This window comes from Tenacibaculum tangerinum, assembly GCF_029853675.1.
In the GTDB taxonomy this organism is placed as follows: Bacteria; Bacteroidota; Bacteroidia; order Flavobacteriales; family Flavobacteriaceae; genus Polaribacter; species Polaribacter tangerinum_A.
In genome coordinates this window covers 3,286,706-3,304,863 of record NZ_CP122539.1, presented here as the reverse complement: position 1 = coordinate 3,304,863, position 18,158 = coordinate 3,286,706, and the positions used below count along the sequence as shown (strand labels likewise).

Genomic DNA, 18,158 nt, shown 5'->3' with positions numbered 1-18,158 from the left:
AACTCCCTATTATTATGAAAACTTCAACATTAATAATTACTTTTTTTATTGGTTTTATAACCAGTTCAATTACTGCACAAGACACTGTTTGGTTTGATAAAAACTGGCAAGAAACCACCAAAGAAAAACACGAATTTTACAGACCTGCCCCTAAAAAAATGAGCAATGGTTTTTGGATTGTAGACTACTACAAAAATGGCCAGATTCAGATGGAAGGCTTTAGCACAGTTAAAAAAGCTAACGAAGAAATATTTGATGGCTTAGTGATGTATTACCATGAAAATGGTAAACCCTTTCACAGAGCCAATTACAAAAACGGCAAGCTTCACGGCATAAAAAAGGTATACTATGAATCTGGCGAGTTAAAAGAAGAAGGAAGGTATGAGGAAGGCAAAAGAGAAGGTGTATGGAAAACCTTTTATAAAAATGGCAAAATAGAAACCAGAGGAAAGTATCGTAATGACGAGAAAGTGGGGGTTTGGAAAACTTTTTACAAAAATGTATACTAGTTTGTAAACTAGCACTTTTACTTGTATCTTTGCTCAATTAATGAAACACCTATGAAAGGACCTTTATTTTACGCAAAAATATTACTCTTTGGTGAGTATGGAATTATAAAAGACTCTAAAGGGCTTGCAATACCCTTTAGTTCATACAAAGGCGCGTTAAAATCTGCAAAAAACTTAACAGGAGAAGCTAAAAAATCAAATGAAAGTTTGGCTAAATTTTACACATATTTGGCGAACTTAAATTCTGAGTTAGTTTCTTTTGATTTAGACTCTTTAAAAAGTGATATTGACAACGGAATGTATTTTGACTCTTCGATACCTCAAGGTTACGGAGTAGGAAGTTCTGGTGCTTTAGTAGCTTCTATTTACGATAAGTACGCTAATGATAAAATTACCATTTTAGAAAACTTAACAAGAGACAAACTTTTAACTTTAAAGCAAGTTTTTGCCTTGATGGAATCATTCTTTCACGGAAAAAGTTCTGGTTTAGATCCTTTAAACTCTTATTTAAGTTTACCTATCTTAATCAATTCAAAAGAACATATTGAACCAGCAGGAATCCCTTCTCAAAAAGAAGGAAAAGGAGCTGTTTTCTTATTAGATTCTGAACAAATTGGTGAAACAGAACCTATGGTAAACATTTTTATGAATAAGATGAAAAACGAAGGTTTTAGAAAAATGATTAGTGAAGAGTTCGCTACCTACACCGATGCTTGTATTGAAGATTTTTTACAAGGCAATGTGAAGTCGTTGTTTGGTAATGTAAAGAAACTATCTAAAGTAGTATTGGCTAATTTTAAACCCATGATTCCTACTGCTTTTCATAAAGTATGGGAAAAAGGTATACAAACGAACGATTACTATTTAAAGCTTTGTGGTTCTGGTGGTGGAGGATATATCTTAGGATTTACTGAAGATTATGAAAAAGCAAAAAACAGTTTAAAAGATTATAAGTTAGAATTGGTGTATCGCTTTTAAAATGCTACTATATGAGTACATTTAAAGCCAATACATTTTTCTTAAAAATAGTAAGTCTTTTATCAGTTATAAGAGGTTACAATATTTTACTATTAATAGCAGCTCAATATTTAGCTGCTATTTTTATTTTCTCCGATACAAAATCTGTAAAACCTGTTGTTTTCGACTGGCATCTATTGTATTTGGTCATTGCTACCGTATGTGTAGTTGCCTCTGGGTATATTATTAATAACTTTTACGATAAAAAAGCCGATATTATCAACAGACCTATAAAAACAGGACTTGATTCTTATGTAAAGCAAGAAACCAAACTAACCTTGTATTTTGTATTAAACTTTATTGGTTTCTTTTTTGGGTGGTTGGTATCATGGCGTGCAGCCTTATTTTTTTCAGTATATATCTTTGGCATTTGGTTCTACTCACACAAACTAAAAAAACATCCGTTTATAGGGTTAATTACCGCAACAACACTAACCATACTTCCGTTTTTTGTAATATTTGTACACTATAAAAACTTTTCAAAAGTAATTTTTATCCATGCGTTCTTTCTTTTTTTGGTAATTATGATTCGTGAGCTCATTAAAGATTTAGAAAATATAAAAGGAACTATTGCCAATAATTACACTACATTTCTCGTAAAATACGGAGAGCAAAAAACCAAAAAACTAATCATTTTGTTAATGGTGCTCACCTTAATTCCTATTGGAATACTATTCAACTACCCTGCTATTGAATACATGAAATACTACTTTTATTTAGCTGCAGTTACCTTAGTTTTTGTGGGGTTTTACACTTGGAAATCGACAAAAAACAATCAATACCGACTCGCTCACAATATTTTAAAAGCACTTTTACTAATAGGTGTTTTTAGCTTATTATTTATTGATAAATCTTTAATTGTAGATAAAGTAGTAGAGGTTTTAGATTAAAAACCAAATAATTACCGTAAATTTGCACACTTTTTAAAATATAAGTATGAATTCAAAAAACTCGTCGAGAGGACGACAAGCTGGACGCAACAGCAATCCTCAAGGAAAAAATCAATTCAAAAAAGATTTCAGAAAACCTAAAAGCAATAAACCTGCTCAACAAAAAACGGAGAATACGGGAGTTCGTTTAAACAAATTTATTTCTAACTCAGGAATTTGCTCTCGTAGAGAAGCAGATACTTATATTGAACACGGAAGTGTTTCAGTTAATGGAAAATTAGTTACAGAAATGGGTTACAAAGTACAACCTACCGATGAGGTTCGCTTTGACGGCACCCTAATTTCTATGGAGCAAAAAAGATACGTTTTGCTAAATAAACCTAAAAACTACATCACTACCATGGAAGATGACCGTGGCCGAAAAACGGTGATGGAATTGATAGGAAATGCTACTAGAGAACGCATTTATCCAGTTGGAAGACTAGATAGAAACACTACCGGACTATTGTTATTTACCAACGACGGTGAATTAGCCAAAAAACTAACACACCCTAAACACAACGTTCGTAAATTATACCATGCTTCCTTAGATAAAAAACTAACCATTGCCGATTTAGAAAAATTACGTGGTGATGTGGTTATAGAAGGTAAAAAAGTATTTATTGATGCTGTTTCTTATGTAGAAGGTGAAAGAAAAACTGAGGTAGGCATCGAAATTCACTCAGGTAGAAACCGTATTGTTCGTAAAATATTTGAACATTTCGGATACCATGTCGTAAAGCTTGATAGAGTTGTTTTCGCAGGTCTAACTAAAAAGAACTTACCTCGTGGAAGGTGGCGAGAGTTAACACAGCAAGAAATTAACACTTTACAAATGCTCTAAATAATAATATAGTCGTACAAAAAAACACTTCATGAATTTACAAGAACTAAAAACAACTATAAATACCATTGTTGATGCTGCTGCTTCAAAAGAAGAAAAATTACAACAAATTTGCGATTATTTAGCTTCGGAAGTCTCTTATTATGATTGGGTAGGATTCTACTTTAAGAATGGAGATAAAAAAGAACTAAAATTAGCCCAGTTTAATGGAGAACCAACAGAACATACCATTATTCCTTTTGGGAAAGGGATTTGTGGTCAGGTGGCCGTTAGCAATGAAAATTTTGTAGTGCAAGACGTAAGCGAACAAGACAATTATATTTCTTGTGGCTGGAAGGTGAAATCTGAAATTGTTATCCCTATTTTTGTAAATGGTGAAAATGTCGGTCAAATAGACATTGACTCTCATTCAGTTAGCCCTTTTTCTCAAGAAGATGAGCATTTATTAGAGCATGTATGCAAAAAAGTAGCTACTTTTCTCTAATTTTTTACTTAATTATTATTTTTTTTACTTAATTATTTGATTATTAGCTTTTTTTTAGTTAATTTGAGGAGTTTAATAACTCTTTTTAATTCCCCTTAATTATGAGCACTAGAAAATTTCCTTCTTATGCAGCATTAGGTAGTGCTAATGCTCAATCAAAAGAACAACAAACTTTATTAGAAAAATTTACTGCTTGGTTTCGAAACTTTTTAGAAACTGCAGAATAGTATTTTATTATTTCATATTTTGTTGTAAAAAAACACCACCAAAACTAATAGAATCTTGGTGGTGTTTTTAGTACTAAAAACTTAAAATTTTATTGCGTAACGACTACTGTTTTACTAGCTTTGCAAGCTTAACAACACAACGATAATGAGCCATACAAAAACTATCAAATCAGCATTAATTTCCGTTTTTCATAAAGATGGATTAGAGCCTATTGTAAAAAAGTTAGACGAACTAGGTGTTACCATATACTCAACAGGAGGTACCGAAAAATTTATTACAGATTTAGGTATCGATGTAGTACCAGTAGAAGACATCACTTCTTACCCTTCTATTTTAGGTGGAAGAGTAAAAACATTACATCCAAAGGTTTTTGGAGGTATTTTAAACAGGCAAGACCATGAAGGAGATATTACTGAAATGAAAGAGTACAGTATTCCGCAGTTAGATTTAGTTATTGTAGACTTATATCCTTTTGAAAAAACAGTTGCTTCTGGTGCTTCAGAACAAGATATTATAGAAAAAATTGATATTGGTGGTATTTCGTTGATTCGTGCAGCTGCAAAAAACTTTAAAGACACTATAATTGTTTCTTCAATGGAACAATACGAAGAGTTCTTACATATTATTTCAGAAGGCAAAGGAAATACTACTTTAAACCATAGAAAAAAGTTTGCTACAAAAGCTTTCAATATCTCGTCACACTACGATACCGCTATCTTCAATTATTTTAATTCTGATGATGATGAAACTGTATTAAAAATTAGCGAAACGAACGGAAAAGTATTACGTTACGGAGAAAATCCACACCAAAAAGGATTTTTCTTTGGTGACATAGAAGCTATGTTTGATAAATTACACGGAAAAGAACTAAGCTACAACAACTTATTAGATATTGATGCCGCTGTAAATTTAATAGAAGAATTTAATGGTGAAGACCCTACATTTGCTATTTTAAAGCATAATAATGCCTGTGGTTTTGCTCAAAGAGAAACAATTTACCAAGCCTATGTAGATGCCTTAGCTGGCGATCCTGTTTCTGCTTTTGGTGGTATCTTAATTTCTAATACCACTATTGATAAAGCTACTGCAGAAGAAATTCATAAATTATTCTGCGAAGTAGTAATTGCCCCTTCCTATGATGCAGATGCCTTAGAAATTTTAAAAGGCAAAAAGAATAGAGTACTCTTAGTTCAAAAAGAGGTAGTACTACCAAAAACTACTGTTAGAACCTGTTTAAATGGGACTTTAGTTCAAGACAAAGATTATATTACCGACAAACTAGAAGATTTAACATACCCTACTAACAATAAACCATCAAAAAGTGAGTTAGAAGATTTATTATTTGCTTCTAAACTATGTAAAAACACCAAATCAAACACCATCATTCTAGTTAAAAACAAACAGTTATTAGCTGGAGGAACAGGACAAACTAGTAGAGTAGATGCCTTGAGGCAAGCCATTGAAAAAGCTACCAGTTTTAACTTTGATTTACAAGGAGCTGTAATGGCTAGTGACGCTTTTTTCCCTTTTCCTGATTGTGTAGAAATAGCAGATAAAGCAGGTATAAAAAGTGTAATTCAGCCAGGAGGCTCAATAAAAGACCAACTTAGTATTGATTATTGTAATGATAATGGTATAGCGATGGTTTTTACTGGAACAAGACATTTTAAACATTAAACATTTTCCATGTAATTTACCCACAGATTTTTACTAGATTTGTGAGAATACATTAAAATAAATATAAATAACGAAATCTTTATGGGTTTTTTCGATTTCATGACAGAAGATATTGCAGTTGATTTAGGCACTGCAAACACACTTATAATACACAATGGTAAGGTTGTTATAGACAACCCATCTATCGTTGCTCGTAATAGACTCACTGGCAAAATTATTGCCACAGGTCATGAAGCGAACAGAATGCAAGGGAAAACCCATGAAAACATAAAAACTATACGTCCATTAAAAGACGGTGTTATTGCTGATTTTCAAGCGTCAGAAGAAATGATTAAGGAATTTGTAAAACAAATTCCCGCTATTAAAAAGAAGCTTTTCCCTCCTTCATTACGTATGGTTATTTGTATTCCATCTGGTATTACCGAAGTTGAAAAACGAGCGGTTATAGATTCGGGTCGCCATATGAATGCCAAAGAAATTTATTTAATCTATGAACCGATGGCGGCAGCCATTGGTGTTGGTATTGATATTATGGAGCCTAAAGGAAATATGATTATTGATATAGGTGGTGGTACTACTGAAATTGCCGTTATTGCCCTTGCTGGTATTGTATGTGATCAATCGGTAAAAGTCGCTGGAGATTTATTTACCAGCGATATCATGTACTACATGCGTACACAACATAATTTATATATTGGAGAAACAACCGCAGAGAAGATAAAATTACAGGTAGGTTCTGCTACAGAAGATTTAGACACACCTCCCGAAGATATCATGGTACAAGGACGTGATTTGTTAAGCGGAAAACCCAAACAAGTACAAGTATCGTATCGTGAAATTGCCAAGGCGCTTGATAAGTCTATTTTACGCATTGAAGATGCTGTAATGGAAACCTTATCTAAAACACCTCCCGAATTGGCAGCAGACATTTACAATACAGGTATTTATTTAGCTGGTGGTGGATCGATGTTAAGAGGATTAGACAAACGTTTATCTAGAAAAACAGATTTACCTGTATATGTTGCAGAAGACCCGTTACGTGCCGTAGTTAGAGGAACAGGTATCGCACTTAAAAACTTAGAAAAATACAAAACTGTATTAATTAAATAAAATTGAATGATTATTTATGCAACAGCTTATTTATTTCTTTCAAAAAAATAAGTACTTTTTATTTTTTTTATTATTAGAAATTATTGCTGTTGCATTAATCATTAATAACCATTCTTTTCACAAAAGTAAATTTATTAGCTCCACCAATTTTATTACAGGTAGTTTATATCAAAAAGCATCTGATATTTCAGATTATTTTAAATTAAAAGACAAAAACGCTCTGCTAGCAGAAGAAAATGTGACTTTAAAAAATAAGTTAGAGCAACTAAACAGTTATATTGATAGCATTTCAACTTACCAAATAGACGCTACAAAGCTTAATCAAAACTACACCTATATTTCTGGAAAGATTATTAAGAACACCTTTCATAAGTCCGACAATTTCTTAACAATCAATAGAGGTACTAAAAATGGTGTTTCTAAAGAAATGGGAATCATAAATGGCAAAGGTATTATTGGTATAACCGATAATGTATCTCCAAAATTTGCCAGAGTTCAATCTATTTTAAACTCTAACAGTAATATTAACGCTAAGTTTAAAAATAACCACCACTTTGGCTCGTTAATTTGGGACGGAAAAGATTATAGTATTGCACAATTAATAGACATTCCTCGTCAAGCTAATTTTAAAGCAGGAGATACAATAGTTACAGGTGGAAGGTCTACCATTTTTCCAGCAGAAATACCAATTGGAACTGTAATAGAAGTACCAAAAGAGCTTACAGCAGTAAATAGTATTGATATAAAACTCTTTAACGACATGTCTAATTTAGGACATATTTATATTATCACTAATTTAAACAGAAAAGAAATAAAAAAAGTAGAAAACAATAATGAATAGAACATTGTACCTGATATTTTTATTTGTTTTTCTCTTGTTATTGCAAGTATTAGTTCTAAACAACATCTTGTTTTTAGGATACATAAATCCCTACGCATATATTATTTTCATATTCATATATCCGTTAAAAGAAAACAGATTTTCTCTTTTAATTTCTGCGTTCTTATTAGGCTTAAGTGTTGATGCGTTCTCTAACTCTGGCGGAGTTCATACCTTTGCTACAGTATTCATAGCTTATATACGGTTATTCTTTTTCAAAGCTATTTTTAAAAAAAGTACGTCAGACTACTTGCTTTTTAACCTAAGACACGAACCTTTTGATAAAGTATTTAATTATACAGTAATTTTAACACTAATACATCATTTCATTTTATTTAGTTTAACTAACTTTAGTTTTTATAATTTTTCAAACGTACTTATCAATACACTTTTTTCTAGTGTTTTTACGTTACTCCTGTATTTTTTAGGAAGTTTTATATTTAGGAAAAAACTAGCATGAAACGAAATTTCTTACTTATATTTTTAATTACTCTCATAGGAGTTATCTACATAGCGAGGCTATTTCAGCTTCAAATAATTCGCGGTAGTAAACCAAGCTTGAACCACAGCGCTACTATCAAAATTGAATACGATTATCCTGAAAGAGGGTACATTTACGATCGTCATGGAAAACTATTAGTAGCCAATCAATTATCATACGATGTAATGATAATTCCTAAAGAAGTGGAACCCTTAGACACCTTAGAGTTTTGCTCACTATTAAAAATTGACAAAGACGACTTTATAAAACGTTTTGAAAAAGCGAACAACTACGCGCGCTGGCTTCCTTCCGTATTTTTAAAACAGTTAGCAAAAGAAGATTATGCCTATTTGCAGGAAAAACTATCTAAATACAAAGGATTTTATGTGCAAAAACGTATTATTAGAAATTACCCTAAAAAATCTGCAGCAAATGTAGTAGGTTATATTAGTGAGGTTAATGAGTATGTAGCTAAAAATAGCGATTATTATGAGCAAGGGGAATTAATAGGAAATTTAGGGGTCGAAAAACAATATGAAAACGTTTTAAGAGGTATAAAAGGAAAAAAAGGTTCAAACGAAATAACTTAAACGAGATTACTGGTTCTTATAAAAATGGTATGTACGACACACTAGCTGTTCCAGGAAAAGACCTAACTCTAACCATCGACAGCGAACTTCAACAATACGGCGAATTGCTTATGTCTGGTAAGAGAGGTGGAATTGTGGCTCTAGAACCGCAAACAGGTGAAATATTAGCCCTCGTAACCGCCCCTTCATACGACCCAAACTTATTAGTAGGCAGAAAACGCTCTCCTAACTCTGTAAAATTATTTAACGACACCATTAACATGCCGACCTTCGATAGAGGCTTACAAGCAATGTATTCTCCAGGATCTCCTTTTAAAATTCTTACAGGATTAATTGGTTTGCAAGAAGGAGTTATTGATACAAGAACCCCTTTTTATTGTAATCATGGATATCGTTATGGTAAACAACCCAATGCTTTTATGGGATGCCACTGCGGAATTGTTGGGCGCCCAGTACGATTGGTTACTGCCATTGCTAAATCTTGTAACTCGTATTTTGCAAACACCTACAGAAGAATTATTGATAATTATGAAAACCCTAGCATCGGAATGGATGCTTGGAGTAATCATGCTAAAAGCTTTGGATTAGGTAATTATTTAGGATACGACCTACCTTCAGGTCAAAAAGGTAGAATTCCAGATGGTAAATTTTATGACAAAAATTACGAATTTAGATGGGGAGCTACCACCACTATTTCAAATGCTATAGGACAAGGAGAAGTAGAAACCACTCCTATTCAACTAGCAAATATGACTGCCGCTATTGCGAACAAAGGGCATTTTTACACACCTCACATTGTTAAGAAAATTGACAATAAGCCGGTAATAGATTCTACCTACACAACACAAAGAAAAACGACCGTTAGCCCAGAGCACTTCCCTATTGTTATTGAAGCCATGTATGAAACATTTACTAGAGGTACCGCTCGGTACAGTCAAGTAAAAGGAATTGATATTTGTGGAAAAACAGGTACCGTAGAAAATTTTATTAGAGTAGATGGTAAAAAAGTACAGTTAACAGACCATTCTATTTTTATTGCTTTTGCACCCAAAGACGACCCTAAAATTGCGATTGCTATTTTTGTAGAAAATGGCGGTTACGGTTCTACCATTGCTGCTCCTATAACGAGTTTACTTATAGAAAAATATCTCAATGGAACAGTATCAAGAAAACATATTGAAGATCGAATGGTTAATTTAAGCCTTCAAAAAGAGTATGATAAAAAACAAGAATTACTAACCTCAAAGAACGATTCTATTGCGACAAGAACGAAATAATATTTTTGCAGGGGTCGATTGGCTACTCATACTAATCTATTTTCTTTTAGTAAGTTTTGGGTGGATGAATATTTATGCCGCCTCCTCTACCGAAGAAACTAGAGCTGTTTTTGATTTTTCTACTAAGTATGGAAAACAATTAATTTTTATAGCACTAAGCATTCCTGTAATTGTATTCATCTTATTCTTCAACTCCAAGTTTTACGAACGCTTCGCCAGTTTGTTATACCTTATATCCTTAGTTTTATTGGCTGGTGTTTTGGTATTTGGAAAAAAGATTAATGGAGCTACTTCGTGGTATAATTTTGGCGGAATAGGATTACAACCTTCTGAGTTTGCAAAAGCTTTTACGGCACTAGCTCTTGCCAAATTGATGAGTGATCGTCAATACAATTTAAATCTCATAAAAAATCAAATTAAAGCTTTTATTATTATTTTTCTACCTGCATTTTTAATTGCCTTGCAACCCGATATGGGTTCTGTTTTAATTTATTTTGCCTTTTTCTTTGTATTAAATCGAGAAGGCTTAACATTAGCTTATATACTTTTTGGCGTTGTATCTATTTTGTTGTTCATATTAACCGTTTATTTTGGCGCAACATGGATTCTTATTATTTGCTTGGCCATCATAACCATGGGTACACTCTACGGAATGTATAAGGACAAACGTTTTTTTAGGTTCAATGCCTTAAAAATAATTAGTTTATATCTTTTTTCTACGCTCTTCGTTCTAGGCATAGGATACACTTACAATAATATTTTAGAGCAGCATCAAAAAGACCGTTTCGATATTTTACTTGGTAAAATTCAAGATAATAAAGGAATCGGATACAATTCCTATCAGTCTGAAAAAACCATTAGCTCTGGGGGGTTCTCTGGAAAAGGTTTTTTACAAGGCGATAGAACACAAGGAAATTTTGTTCCCGAGCAGCATACAGATTATATATTTAGTACTGTTGGTGAAGAATGGGGTTTTATAGGCAGCACGTTAGTGATTATTTTATTTATGCTATTTCTTTACAGAATCATTTATTTATCGGAAACACAAACCAACAAATTTGGAAGAATTTATGGCTATGGCGTTGCTTCAATTTTCTTTTTTCATGTGATTGTAAACATAGGTATGGTTATCGGTTTGCTACCAACCATCGGAATTCCCCTACCCTTTTTTAGCTATGGAGGTTCTTCTCTGTGGGGATTTACCTTACTCTTATTTATTTTCATTCGCTTAGACGCTCATAAGAAATACGATTGGTAAAATAGAATTCTTCTTGTTTAGATGAACTCAAATTTTTACCAAACCACAACTTTAAAGAATGATTCATGATTTCATTAAATCCTTTTTTTCAATATTTAGCATAAAAAAAACGCTTCGATAAAATCGAAGCGTTTTTAACTATTAACTAACCTTAAAACTTTTACAAAGCTGCAACGTGCTTAGCCAATTTAGACTTTAAATTTGCTGCTTTATTCTCATGAATAATGTTGTTCTTTGCTAATTTATCTATCATAGAAACAACAGTTGAAAACATGCTCTCTGCTTCCTTTCTATCTTCTGTAGCTCTTAATTTTCTTACAGCATTACGAGTTGTTTTATGCTGATATTTATTTCTTAAGCGCTTTGATTCGTTACTTCTAATTCTTTTTAATGCTGACTTATGATTTGCCATTGTAATAATTCGTTATTTGTTTATAAAAAACTTGTAGTCCGTACGGGAATCGAACCCGTGTTACCAGGATGAAAACCTGGCGTCCTAACCCCTAGACGAACGGACCAGAAACAATCTTTCTGATTGCGGGTGCAAATATACAACTCTTTTTGTTATCTGCAATTAATATTAATTTTTATTTGATAAATTTACTTACACCAAATAAAACTTGTAGTCCGTACGGGAATCGAACCCGTGTTACCAGGATGAAAACCTGGCGTCCTAACCCCTAGACGAACGGACCAAAACAATCTTTTTTTACGATTGCGGGTGCAAATATAAAAACTGTTTTTTATTGCACAAACTTTTTTTTATTTTTTTTAATACGCTTTGGCAAAAAGTACTCTTTTTCTAGAAGGTTTTCCTGTTAACACACAAGTTCCTTCTTCTTCTTTTGCATCATTAGGAATACATCTTATTGTTGCTTTAGTCAACTCTTTAATTTTGTCTTCAGTTTCCATAGTACCATCCCAATGAGCAGCAACAAAACCTCCTTTATTTTCAATTACATCTTTAAACTCTTCAAAAGTATTCACTTCTGTAATATGGTCATTTCTAAACGCTAATGCCTTGGTATAAATATTTTCTTGTATCTCTTCTAACAAATTAGCTACAATCTCTACTACTTCATCTCTTGAAACAGTCTGCTTTTCAAAAGTATCACGACGTGCTACTTCTACAGTACCGTTTTCTAAATCACGATTTCCCATGGCGATTCGTACAGGAACTCCTTTCAATTCATACTCTGCAAATTTAGCTCCTGGTCTAAACGTGTCTCTATCATCAAACTTTACTGAAATTCCCTTAGCACGTAAATCTTGTACGATTATGGCTACTTTTTCTGAAATAGCGTTCAACTGCTCTTGCCCTTTATATATAGGTACAATTACTACCTGAATTGGAGCTAATTTTGGAGGTAATACCAAACCTGCATCATCAGAATGTGTCATAATCAACCCTCCAATTAATCGTGTTGATACACCCCAAGAAGTTGCCCATACATATTCTTGTTTTCCTTCCTTCGATGTATACTTAACATCAAAAGCTTTGGCAAAGTTTTGACCTAAGAAATGTGAGGTTCCAGCCTGTAAAGCTTTACCATCTTGCATTAACGCTTCAATGGTTAATGTATCATCAGCTCCAGCAAAACGCTCACTTTCACTTTTTGCACCTTTCACAACTGGCATTGCCATAAACTCTTCAGCAAAGGTTGCATATACTTCTTGCATCTGTCTTGCTTCTGCAATGGCTTCTGCTTTAGTTGCATGTGCTGTATGACCTTCTTGCCATAAAAACTCTGCGGTACGCAAAAACAAACGTGTACGCATTTCCCAGCGAACAACATTTGCCCACTGATTTACTAACAAAGGTAAATCTCTATGCGATTGTATCCATCCTTTATATGTATTCCAAATAATAGCTTCTGAAGTAGGACGAACTACTAATTCCTCCTCTAACTTAGCCTCAGGATCTACACGTAACTTACCTTCGTTATCAGGATCATTTTGCAAACGATAATGCGTAACTACCGCACATTCTTTCGCAAAACCTTCTGCATTTTTTTCTTCTGCTTCAAACAAACTTTTTGGTACAAAGAGAGGAAAATACGCATTTTGATGCCCCGTTTCTTTAAACATTCTGTCCAATTCTTTTTGCATATTCTCCCATATTGCAAATCCGTAAGGCTTAATTACCATACAGCCTCTTACTGCTGAATTCTCAGCTAAATCGGCTTTTACAACCAATTCGTTATACCATTTCGAGTAATCTTCGGCTCTTTTTGTTAAATGTTTGCTCATAATCAAAAGTTTGGCATAAATATTGTTATTTTTTATGCGTAAATTGTGTCTGCAAAACTACACTAAAAAGGTAACAAGCCCAACTAAGAACTAATTTTTTGCAGGTTATTAAAACGATTTACTTTAATTTAAAATAAAAGAGTCATGAAATTACATTACGCCAACACCAAACTTCCTTTTTACATTCTGTCACTTTTAATAGCGGCTACATTTGCATCTTGCGGATCTGCACAAACGGTTGCTGGTAGTGATGACGGTATTTATGCCGATGAAGTAGCAACACCACAACGAAGAGTAGTTGTTGTTAATGAACGTGAATATGATGAATACCAAGAAAATTATTTCACTAAAGAAGTAGAACGGTTAGATCTCTTAAATGGCACCGATATTTTTACTGACATTGATAATTACAAATCTGACAATACAGAATTGTATGATGATGAAAATATTATTTATGAAGAAGAGCCAGAAAGCAGAATTACTTATAATAGTAACGAACCATGGGGCAACAACAATGCCAACAGCGATGTAGTAATTAACATTAATTCTTACCCGAGATACCCATTGTTGGGGTGGAACTTTAACACTTATTGGGGAGATCCTTATTTAGATGGTCCTTGGGGATGGAATAACTGGGGCTGGAACCATTGGGATTGGAATAGCTGGGGTTGGAACCGTTGGGGTTGGAATAGCTGGGGTTGGAATCGCTGGAGATGGAATCGCTGGGGTTACAATTCTCATTGGCATCCTTACCACTGGAATTCACCTTATTATAGATATCATAATTACAGACACCCTTACAGAGGTGCTAATTACTACAGAGACCGCAGGTTAGCTTCAACTTCTAGAAGAGGATATACCACTGGCCGTAGAGGAACCGCCACTCCAAGACGCTCTTCTGATGTGTACCGAAGAAGTAATGGCAGAACTTATCGTAATAATAGAAATACACGACCTACCAGAAATACAAGAGGTTATAATACCAGAAGAGGAAACAACTCTACCAATAGAAGTATCAGACGTTCATCAAGAACAAGAAACTATACTCCTAATAGAAGTAACTCTACTCGTACTTACAGAGGAGGTACCTCTCGTTCAACAAGAGGCGGTAGGAACTACTCTGCAAGAAATACTCATAGAAATTCTGACTATAGCGCACGAAGATATGCCTCTACCGATGGTTCTAAAGATGTAAAAAGAAATCAAAATACTGATAAATCTGTTAAAAAATCATATTCTTCGAGAAGTTCTAGAAATGCAACGTCAAGAAATAGTAGAAACAACTATGTCTCTCGCAAAAGCAGTAATTCAAGAAGCTCTAGGAGTTATTCAACACCTTCTCGAAGTTCACGCAGTTACTCAGCTCCTTCAAGAAGCAGTACTAGAAGTAGCTCTAGAGGAAGCAGTAGAAGTAGTTCAAGAAGCTCTAGAAGATAATAATCAACAGAAGATTTCAAGAGACAAGTTTTTAAACGAATTAATGGAAAAATGAAAAGAATTTTAATCTTTGCGATACTTATCGCTAGCACGTATACTGCCTATTCGCAATCTCTAGGCTACAACGATTTAGGTATTTTATTTTCAAAAGATGATAATTACGGAACAGCACGCTTTGAAGCTATGAGTGGAGCCTTTGGAGCCTTGGGAGGCAATATTTCTGCATTTGGAATTAACCCTGCTGGTAGTGCTGTAGCCACAAAAAGCACTTTTGCAGTAACTTTAGGTAATAGAAACACTCTGTATTCTGCAACATATTATGGAAACACCACAGAAACAGAAGATGATTTTTTTAATATCACTCAAGCTGGAGGTATTTTATCTTTTGAATCTGCTTACAATTCTGATTGGAATCGTTTTGCGTTTACTTTTAACTACCGCCAAAAAAATGATTTTGAAAATTTATTTACAGCGTCTGGTAATAGTGGACAAGCATTATTTAACGAGCATCCAGATGATATTACCAATCAATTCAATAATGGGCAAGAACAACGATTTAACAATGCTACTTACGGGGAAAGCAATCTGTTTGAAATGGGATTCTCTGCTGTACATCAAAACAAATTACATGCAGGAGCAAGTATAAAGTTCCATAATTTTAGTTTTGGTCAAATTACGCGATTAAGAGAAACCAATGAAGATGACAACGGTGAAACACTAAATGCCTTGAACATACAAGATAGTTATTTTGAAGGAAATGGAATTTCATTTAGTGCTGGGTTTATCTATAAAGTAAATCAAAGTTTTCGTTTTGGATTAGCCTATGAAACTCCCACATGGTACAATGAAGTTTTTGAAGAAAGCAACTTAGATGTGTTTGACCCTAGCGATTCTAGATATGATGACTGGCTAGGCTATACTGAGATTTCTGCGACAAATCAAGATACTGATGTGAATAGTGGTGAGGAATTTTATTCAAATCTCTTTAGATTAAGAACCCCAAGCAAATTAACAGCAAGTGCAGCTTTTGTTTTTGGAAAAAAAGGATTAATCAGTGCTGACTATACCTACAAAGATTACAGCGGAACGAAGTATACAGAAAACGATCCGTTTTTTATAGATATAAATCAAAATTTCGACAACGATTTTGAAGGTACTCATGCTTTAAATATTGGTGCTGAATGGCGTTTTGATAAAATGAGTGTTCGTGGTGGGTATCATTTTGAAGAGAGTCCATTTAAGAATTCATTAGACGGCGATGATATTTCTGGGTATTCATTAGGTATTGGTTATAGTTTCGGAAGTGTTAAGTTCGATCTATCATACACTAACTCAGAAAACAATAGCCCATATCAAATATACAACTCACCTAATGTAAATGTAAACCCTATTGAGCTTACAAATAATACCTCTAGAGTTTCAGGAACCATAACATTTAGTTTGTAACTAACAACCATATCATATAAAATCCTGCATACAGCAGGATTTTTTTATACATACATTTCTCAGTTTTTTAATGTAATTTTGCTTCTTATTTACAACGTATGAGTTCAATAAAAATAAATATACAAGAAACCAATAACGAAACTATTCTAAAATTTGTGAGTACTAAAATTTTGGTTAATGGAGGAAGTTATGAATACAATAATATAGACGAAGCTAAAAATGCTCCATTAGTACAACAACTTTTTTACCTACCATTTGTAAAAAAGGTATTAGTTACAGCTAACTTCATTGCGATTCAACGATACGATATTGTTGAGTGGAGTGATGTTGAAGAAGAAGTTCGCGAGCAAATAGAAGCTTATGTACAAGGTGGCAACCCAGTGGTAAAAGAAGAAAACACCAAAAAAGATGCTGTTGAAGTATATGCTGAAGTTACTCCAAATCCTGCAGTAATGAAATTTGGAACCAATAAAGCTTTAACACAAACCGATGTTGAGTTCAAGAATATTGAAGAAGCCAGCAAATCTTCTCCGTTAGCACAAGCGCTATTTAGTTTTCCTTTTGTAAAAGAAATTTTTATTTCTGAAAACTACATTTCAATCACCAAATACGACATGATTGACTGGAATGAAGTATACCAAGAAGTCCGTACTTTTATTCGTAGTTATATTCAAGAAGGTAAAAAAATCATATCTCAGTTACCTAAACAACAAACCACCCAAAACGTGGAAATTCCGAAAGAAAACTTAACAGATACTGAGACTCAAATTGTAGCTATTTTAGACGAATATATAAAACCCGCCGTGGCTTCTGATGGTGGTAATATTGCTTTCCAATCGTACGACGCTAATGCTAAAAGAGTAAGTGTTATTTTACAAGGAGCTTGTAGTGGCTGCCCATCATCGACGGTAACCTTAAAAAATGGCATTGAAACCATGCTCAAAGAAATGTTGCCAAATCAAATTAATGAAGTAGTTGCTATTAACGGGTAATTACAAACCAAACGAAATATATGTCTGAAAAGATCAAACCATATAAAGATTCTGAATTAGGAAAAAAAGAACAAGTTGCTCAAATGTTTGACAATATTTCTGAAGATTACGACGGATTAAACCGGGTTATTTCTTTAGGAATTGATGTTAGTTGGCGTAAAAAAGTAGTACAATTAGTAGGAGAAAACAATCCGCAGCAAATTTTAGATATTGCCACGGGTACTGGTGACTTGGCGTTGATGATGTCAGAATTAAATCCTGAAAGAATTGTAGGTTTAGATATTTCTGAGGGAATGCTACAGGTGGGTAGACAAAAAATAACCAAAGCTAACTTGTCAAATAAAATTGAGATGATAGTAGGTGATAGTGAAAATATACCTTTTCCTGACAATACCTTCGATGCTATTACCGTTTCTTTTGGAGTTAGAAATTTTGAAAATTTAGATAAAGGATTAACAGAAATATTACGTGTATTGAAACCTGGTGGCAAATTCGTGGTGTTAGAAACTTCAAATCCTACCAAGTTTCCTTTTAAACAAGGATATAAATTGTATACTAATTTTATTCTACCAATCATAGGAAAACTATTTTCAAAAGATAAAGTTGCCTATTCTTATTTGTCAGAAAGTGCAAATTCTTTTCCTTTTGGAGAAGCTTTCAACAATATTTTACAAAAAAATGGGTTTAAGAATGCAAAGAACATACCTGTAACCTTTGGTGTTGCATCAATATATACCGCTTTGAAATAA

19 protein-coding genes and 2 tRNA genes are annotated in these 18,158 nt (G+C 33.5%); 17 read left to right on the top strand and 4 right to left on the bottom strand.

From position 1 onward, the window contains the following. Nucleotides 1-14: 14 nt before the first annotated feature. The 13 genes from P8625_RS14925 to rodA all read left to right on the top strand — a co-directional run bounded on the left by P8625_RS14925 (nt 15) and on the right by rodA (nt 11,284). Complete coding sequence (locus tag P8625_RS14925) at nt 15-509, top strand: toxin-antitoxin system YwqK family antitoxin (RefSeq protein WP_279651230.1); 495 nt, start codon at nt 15-17, stop codon at nt 507-509. 51 nt (nt 510-560) lie between these two features. Beyond that, nucleotides 561-1,487, top strand: a complete 927-nt coding sequence (locus tag P8625_RS14920) for a mevalonate kinase family protein (RefSeq protein ID WP_279651229.1) — start codon at nt 561-563, stop codon at nt 1,485-1,487. Nucleotides 1,488-1,498: 11 nt separating this feature from the next. Next, nucleotides 1,499-2,416: a geranylgeranylglycerol-phosphate geranylgeranyltransferase gene (locus tag P8625_RS14915; RefSeq protein ID WP_279651228.1), complete on the top strand. Its 918-nt coding sequence runs from the start codon at nt 1,499-1,501 to the stop codon at nt 2,414-2,416. 46 nt (nt 2,417-2,462) lie between these two features. Next, the gene (locus P8625_RS14910; RefSeq protein WP_279651227.1) at nt 2,463-3,299 is read left to right on the top strand and encodes a pseudouridine synthase; all 837 of its coding nucleotides are present in this window, start codon (nt 2,463-2,465) and stop codon (nt 3,297-3,299) included. Between the two features lie 31 nt (nt 3,300-3,330). Beyond that, entirely contained in the window at nt 3,331-3,783 is a 453-nt protein-coding gene (locus P8625_RS14905; RefSeq protein WP_279651226.1) for a GAF domain-containing protein, read from the top strand. Between the two features lie 101 nt (nt 3,784-3,884). Then, nucleotides 3,885-4,010 carry a hypothetical protein gene (locus P8625_RS14900; protein ID WP_279651225.1) on the top strand — a complete coding sequence of 42 codons (126 nt, stop codon included), beginning with the start codon at nt 3,885-3,887 and terminating at the stop codon, nt 4,008-4,010. A gap of 145 nt (nt 4,011-4,155) precedes the next feature. After that, nucleotides 4,156-5,688: a bifunctional phosphoribosylaminoimidazolecarboxamide formyltransferase/IMP cyclohydrolase gene (gene purH / locus P8625_RS14895; protein ID WP_279651224.1), complete on the top strand. Its 1,533-nt coding sequence runs from the start codon at nt 4,156-4,158 to the stop codon at nt 5,686-5,688. An 81-nt stretch (nt 5,689-5,769) separates the two neighbouring features. Continuing rightward, a complete protein-coding gene (locus P8625_RS14890) occupies nt 5,770-6,798 on the top strand; it encodes a rod shape-determining protein (RefSeq protein ID WP_279651223.1) in 1,029 nt (342 codons plus the stop codon). 16 nt (nt 6,799-6,814) lie between these two features. Next, nucleotides 6,815-7,639, top strand: a complete 825-nt coding sequence (gene mreC / locus P8625_RS14885; RefSeq protein WP_279651222.1) for a rod shape-determining protein MreC — start codon at nt 6,815-6,817, stop codon at nt 7,637-7,639. Beyond that, nucleotides 7,632-8,138, top strand: a complete 507-nt coding sequence (gene mreD / locus P8625_RS14880) for a rod shape-determining protein MreD (protein ID WP_279651221.1) — start codon at nt 7,632-7,634, stop codon at nt 8,136-8,138. The genes mreC and mreD overlap by 8 nt, the downstream gene beginning before the upstream one ends. After that, the gene (locus P8625_RS16280) at nt 8,135-8,749 is read left to right on the top strand and encodes a penicillin-binding protein 2 (protein WP_322790490.1); all 615 of its coding nucleotides are present in this window, start codon (nt 8,135-8,137) and stop codon (nt 8,747-8,749) included. The genes mreD and P8625_RS16280 overlap by 4 nt, the downstream gene beginning before the upstream one ends. A 29-nt stretch (nt 8,750-8,778) precedes the next feature. Further along, entirely contained in the window at nt 8,779-10,026 is a 1,248-nt protein-coding gene (locus P8625_RS14875; protein WP_322790489.1) for a penicillin-binding transpeptidase domain-containing protein, read from the top strand. Then, nucleotides 10,007-11,284: a rod shape-determining protein RodA gene (gene rodA / locus P8625_RS14870; protein WP_279651220.1), complete on the top strand. Its 1,278-nt coding sequence runs from the start codon at nt 10,007-10,009 to the stop codon at nt 11,282-11,284. Before P8625_RS14875 ends, rodA begins: the two co-directional genes overlap by 20 nt. Nucleotides 11,285-11,444: 160 nt before the next feature. Here rodA and rpsT read toward each other — a convergent pair whose 3' ends face one another. The 4 genes from rpsT to proS form a co-directional block, all read right to left on the bottom strand. Then, on the bottom strand, nt 11,445-11,696 hold the full coding sequence (rpsT, locus tag P8625_RS14865; RefSeq protein ID WP_279651219.1) for a 30S ribosomal protein S20: 252 nt from the start codon (nt 11,694-11,696) through the stop codon (nt 11,445-11,447). A 34-nt stretch (nt 11,697-11,730) separates the two neighbouring features. Then, nucleotides 11,731-11,802, bottom strand: a tRNA-Glu gene (locus tag P8625_RS14860). A gap of 105 nt (nt 11,803-11,907) precedes the next feature. Beyond that, nucleotides 11,908-11,979: transfer RNA gene (locus tag P8625_RS14855), tRNA-Glu, on the bottom strand. A 76-nt stretch (nt 11,980-12,055) separates the two neighbouring features. Next, the gene (gene proS, locus P8625_RS14850; protein ID WP_279651218.1) at nt 12,056-13,534 is read right to left on the bottom strand and encodes a proline--tRNA ligase; all 1,479 of its coding nucleotides are present in this window, start codon (nt 13,532-13,534) and stop codon (nt 12,056-12,058) included. Between the two features lie 144 nt (nt 13,535-13,678). Here proS and P8625_RS14845 point away from each other — a divergent pair, with 144 nt between their 5' ends. The 4 genes from P8625_RS14845 to ubiE all read left to right on the top strand — a co-directional run bounded on the left by P8625_RS14845 (nt 13,679) and on the right by ubiE (nt 18,158). After that, nucleotides 13,679-14,971 (top strand): hypothetical protein, encoded by a 1,293-nt coding sequence (locus tag P8625_RS14845; protein ID WP_279651217.1) that lies wholly within the window; start codon nt 13,679-13,681, stop codon nt 14,969-14,971. A gap of 51 nt (nt 14,972-15,022) precedes the next feature. Next, nucleotides 15,023-16,417, top strand: a complete 1,395-nt coding sequence (locus P8625_RS14840) for an OmpP1/FadL family transporter (protein WP_279651216.1) — start codon at nt 15,023-15,025, stop codon at nt 16,415-16,417. Between the two features lie 98 nt (nt 16,418-16,515). Beyond that, complete coding sequence (locus tag P8625_RS14835) at nt 16,516-17,409, top strand: NifU family protein (protein ID WP_279651215.1); 894 nt, start codon at nt 16,516-16,518, stop codon at nt 17,407-17,409. A 20-nt stretch (nt 17,410-17,429) separates the two neighbouring features. Next, a complete protein-coding gene (ubiE, locus tag P8625_RS14830) occupies nt 17,430-18,158 on the top strand; it encodes a bifunctional demethylmenaquinone methyltransferase/2-methoxy-6-polyprenyl-1,4-benzoquinol methylase UbiE (protein ID WP_279651214.1) in 729 nt (242 codons plus the stop codon).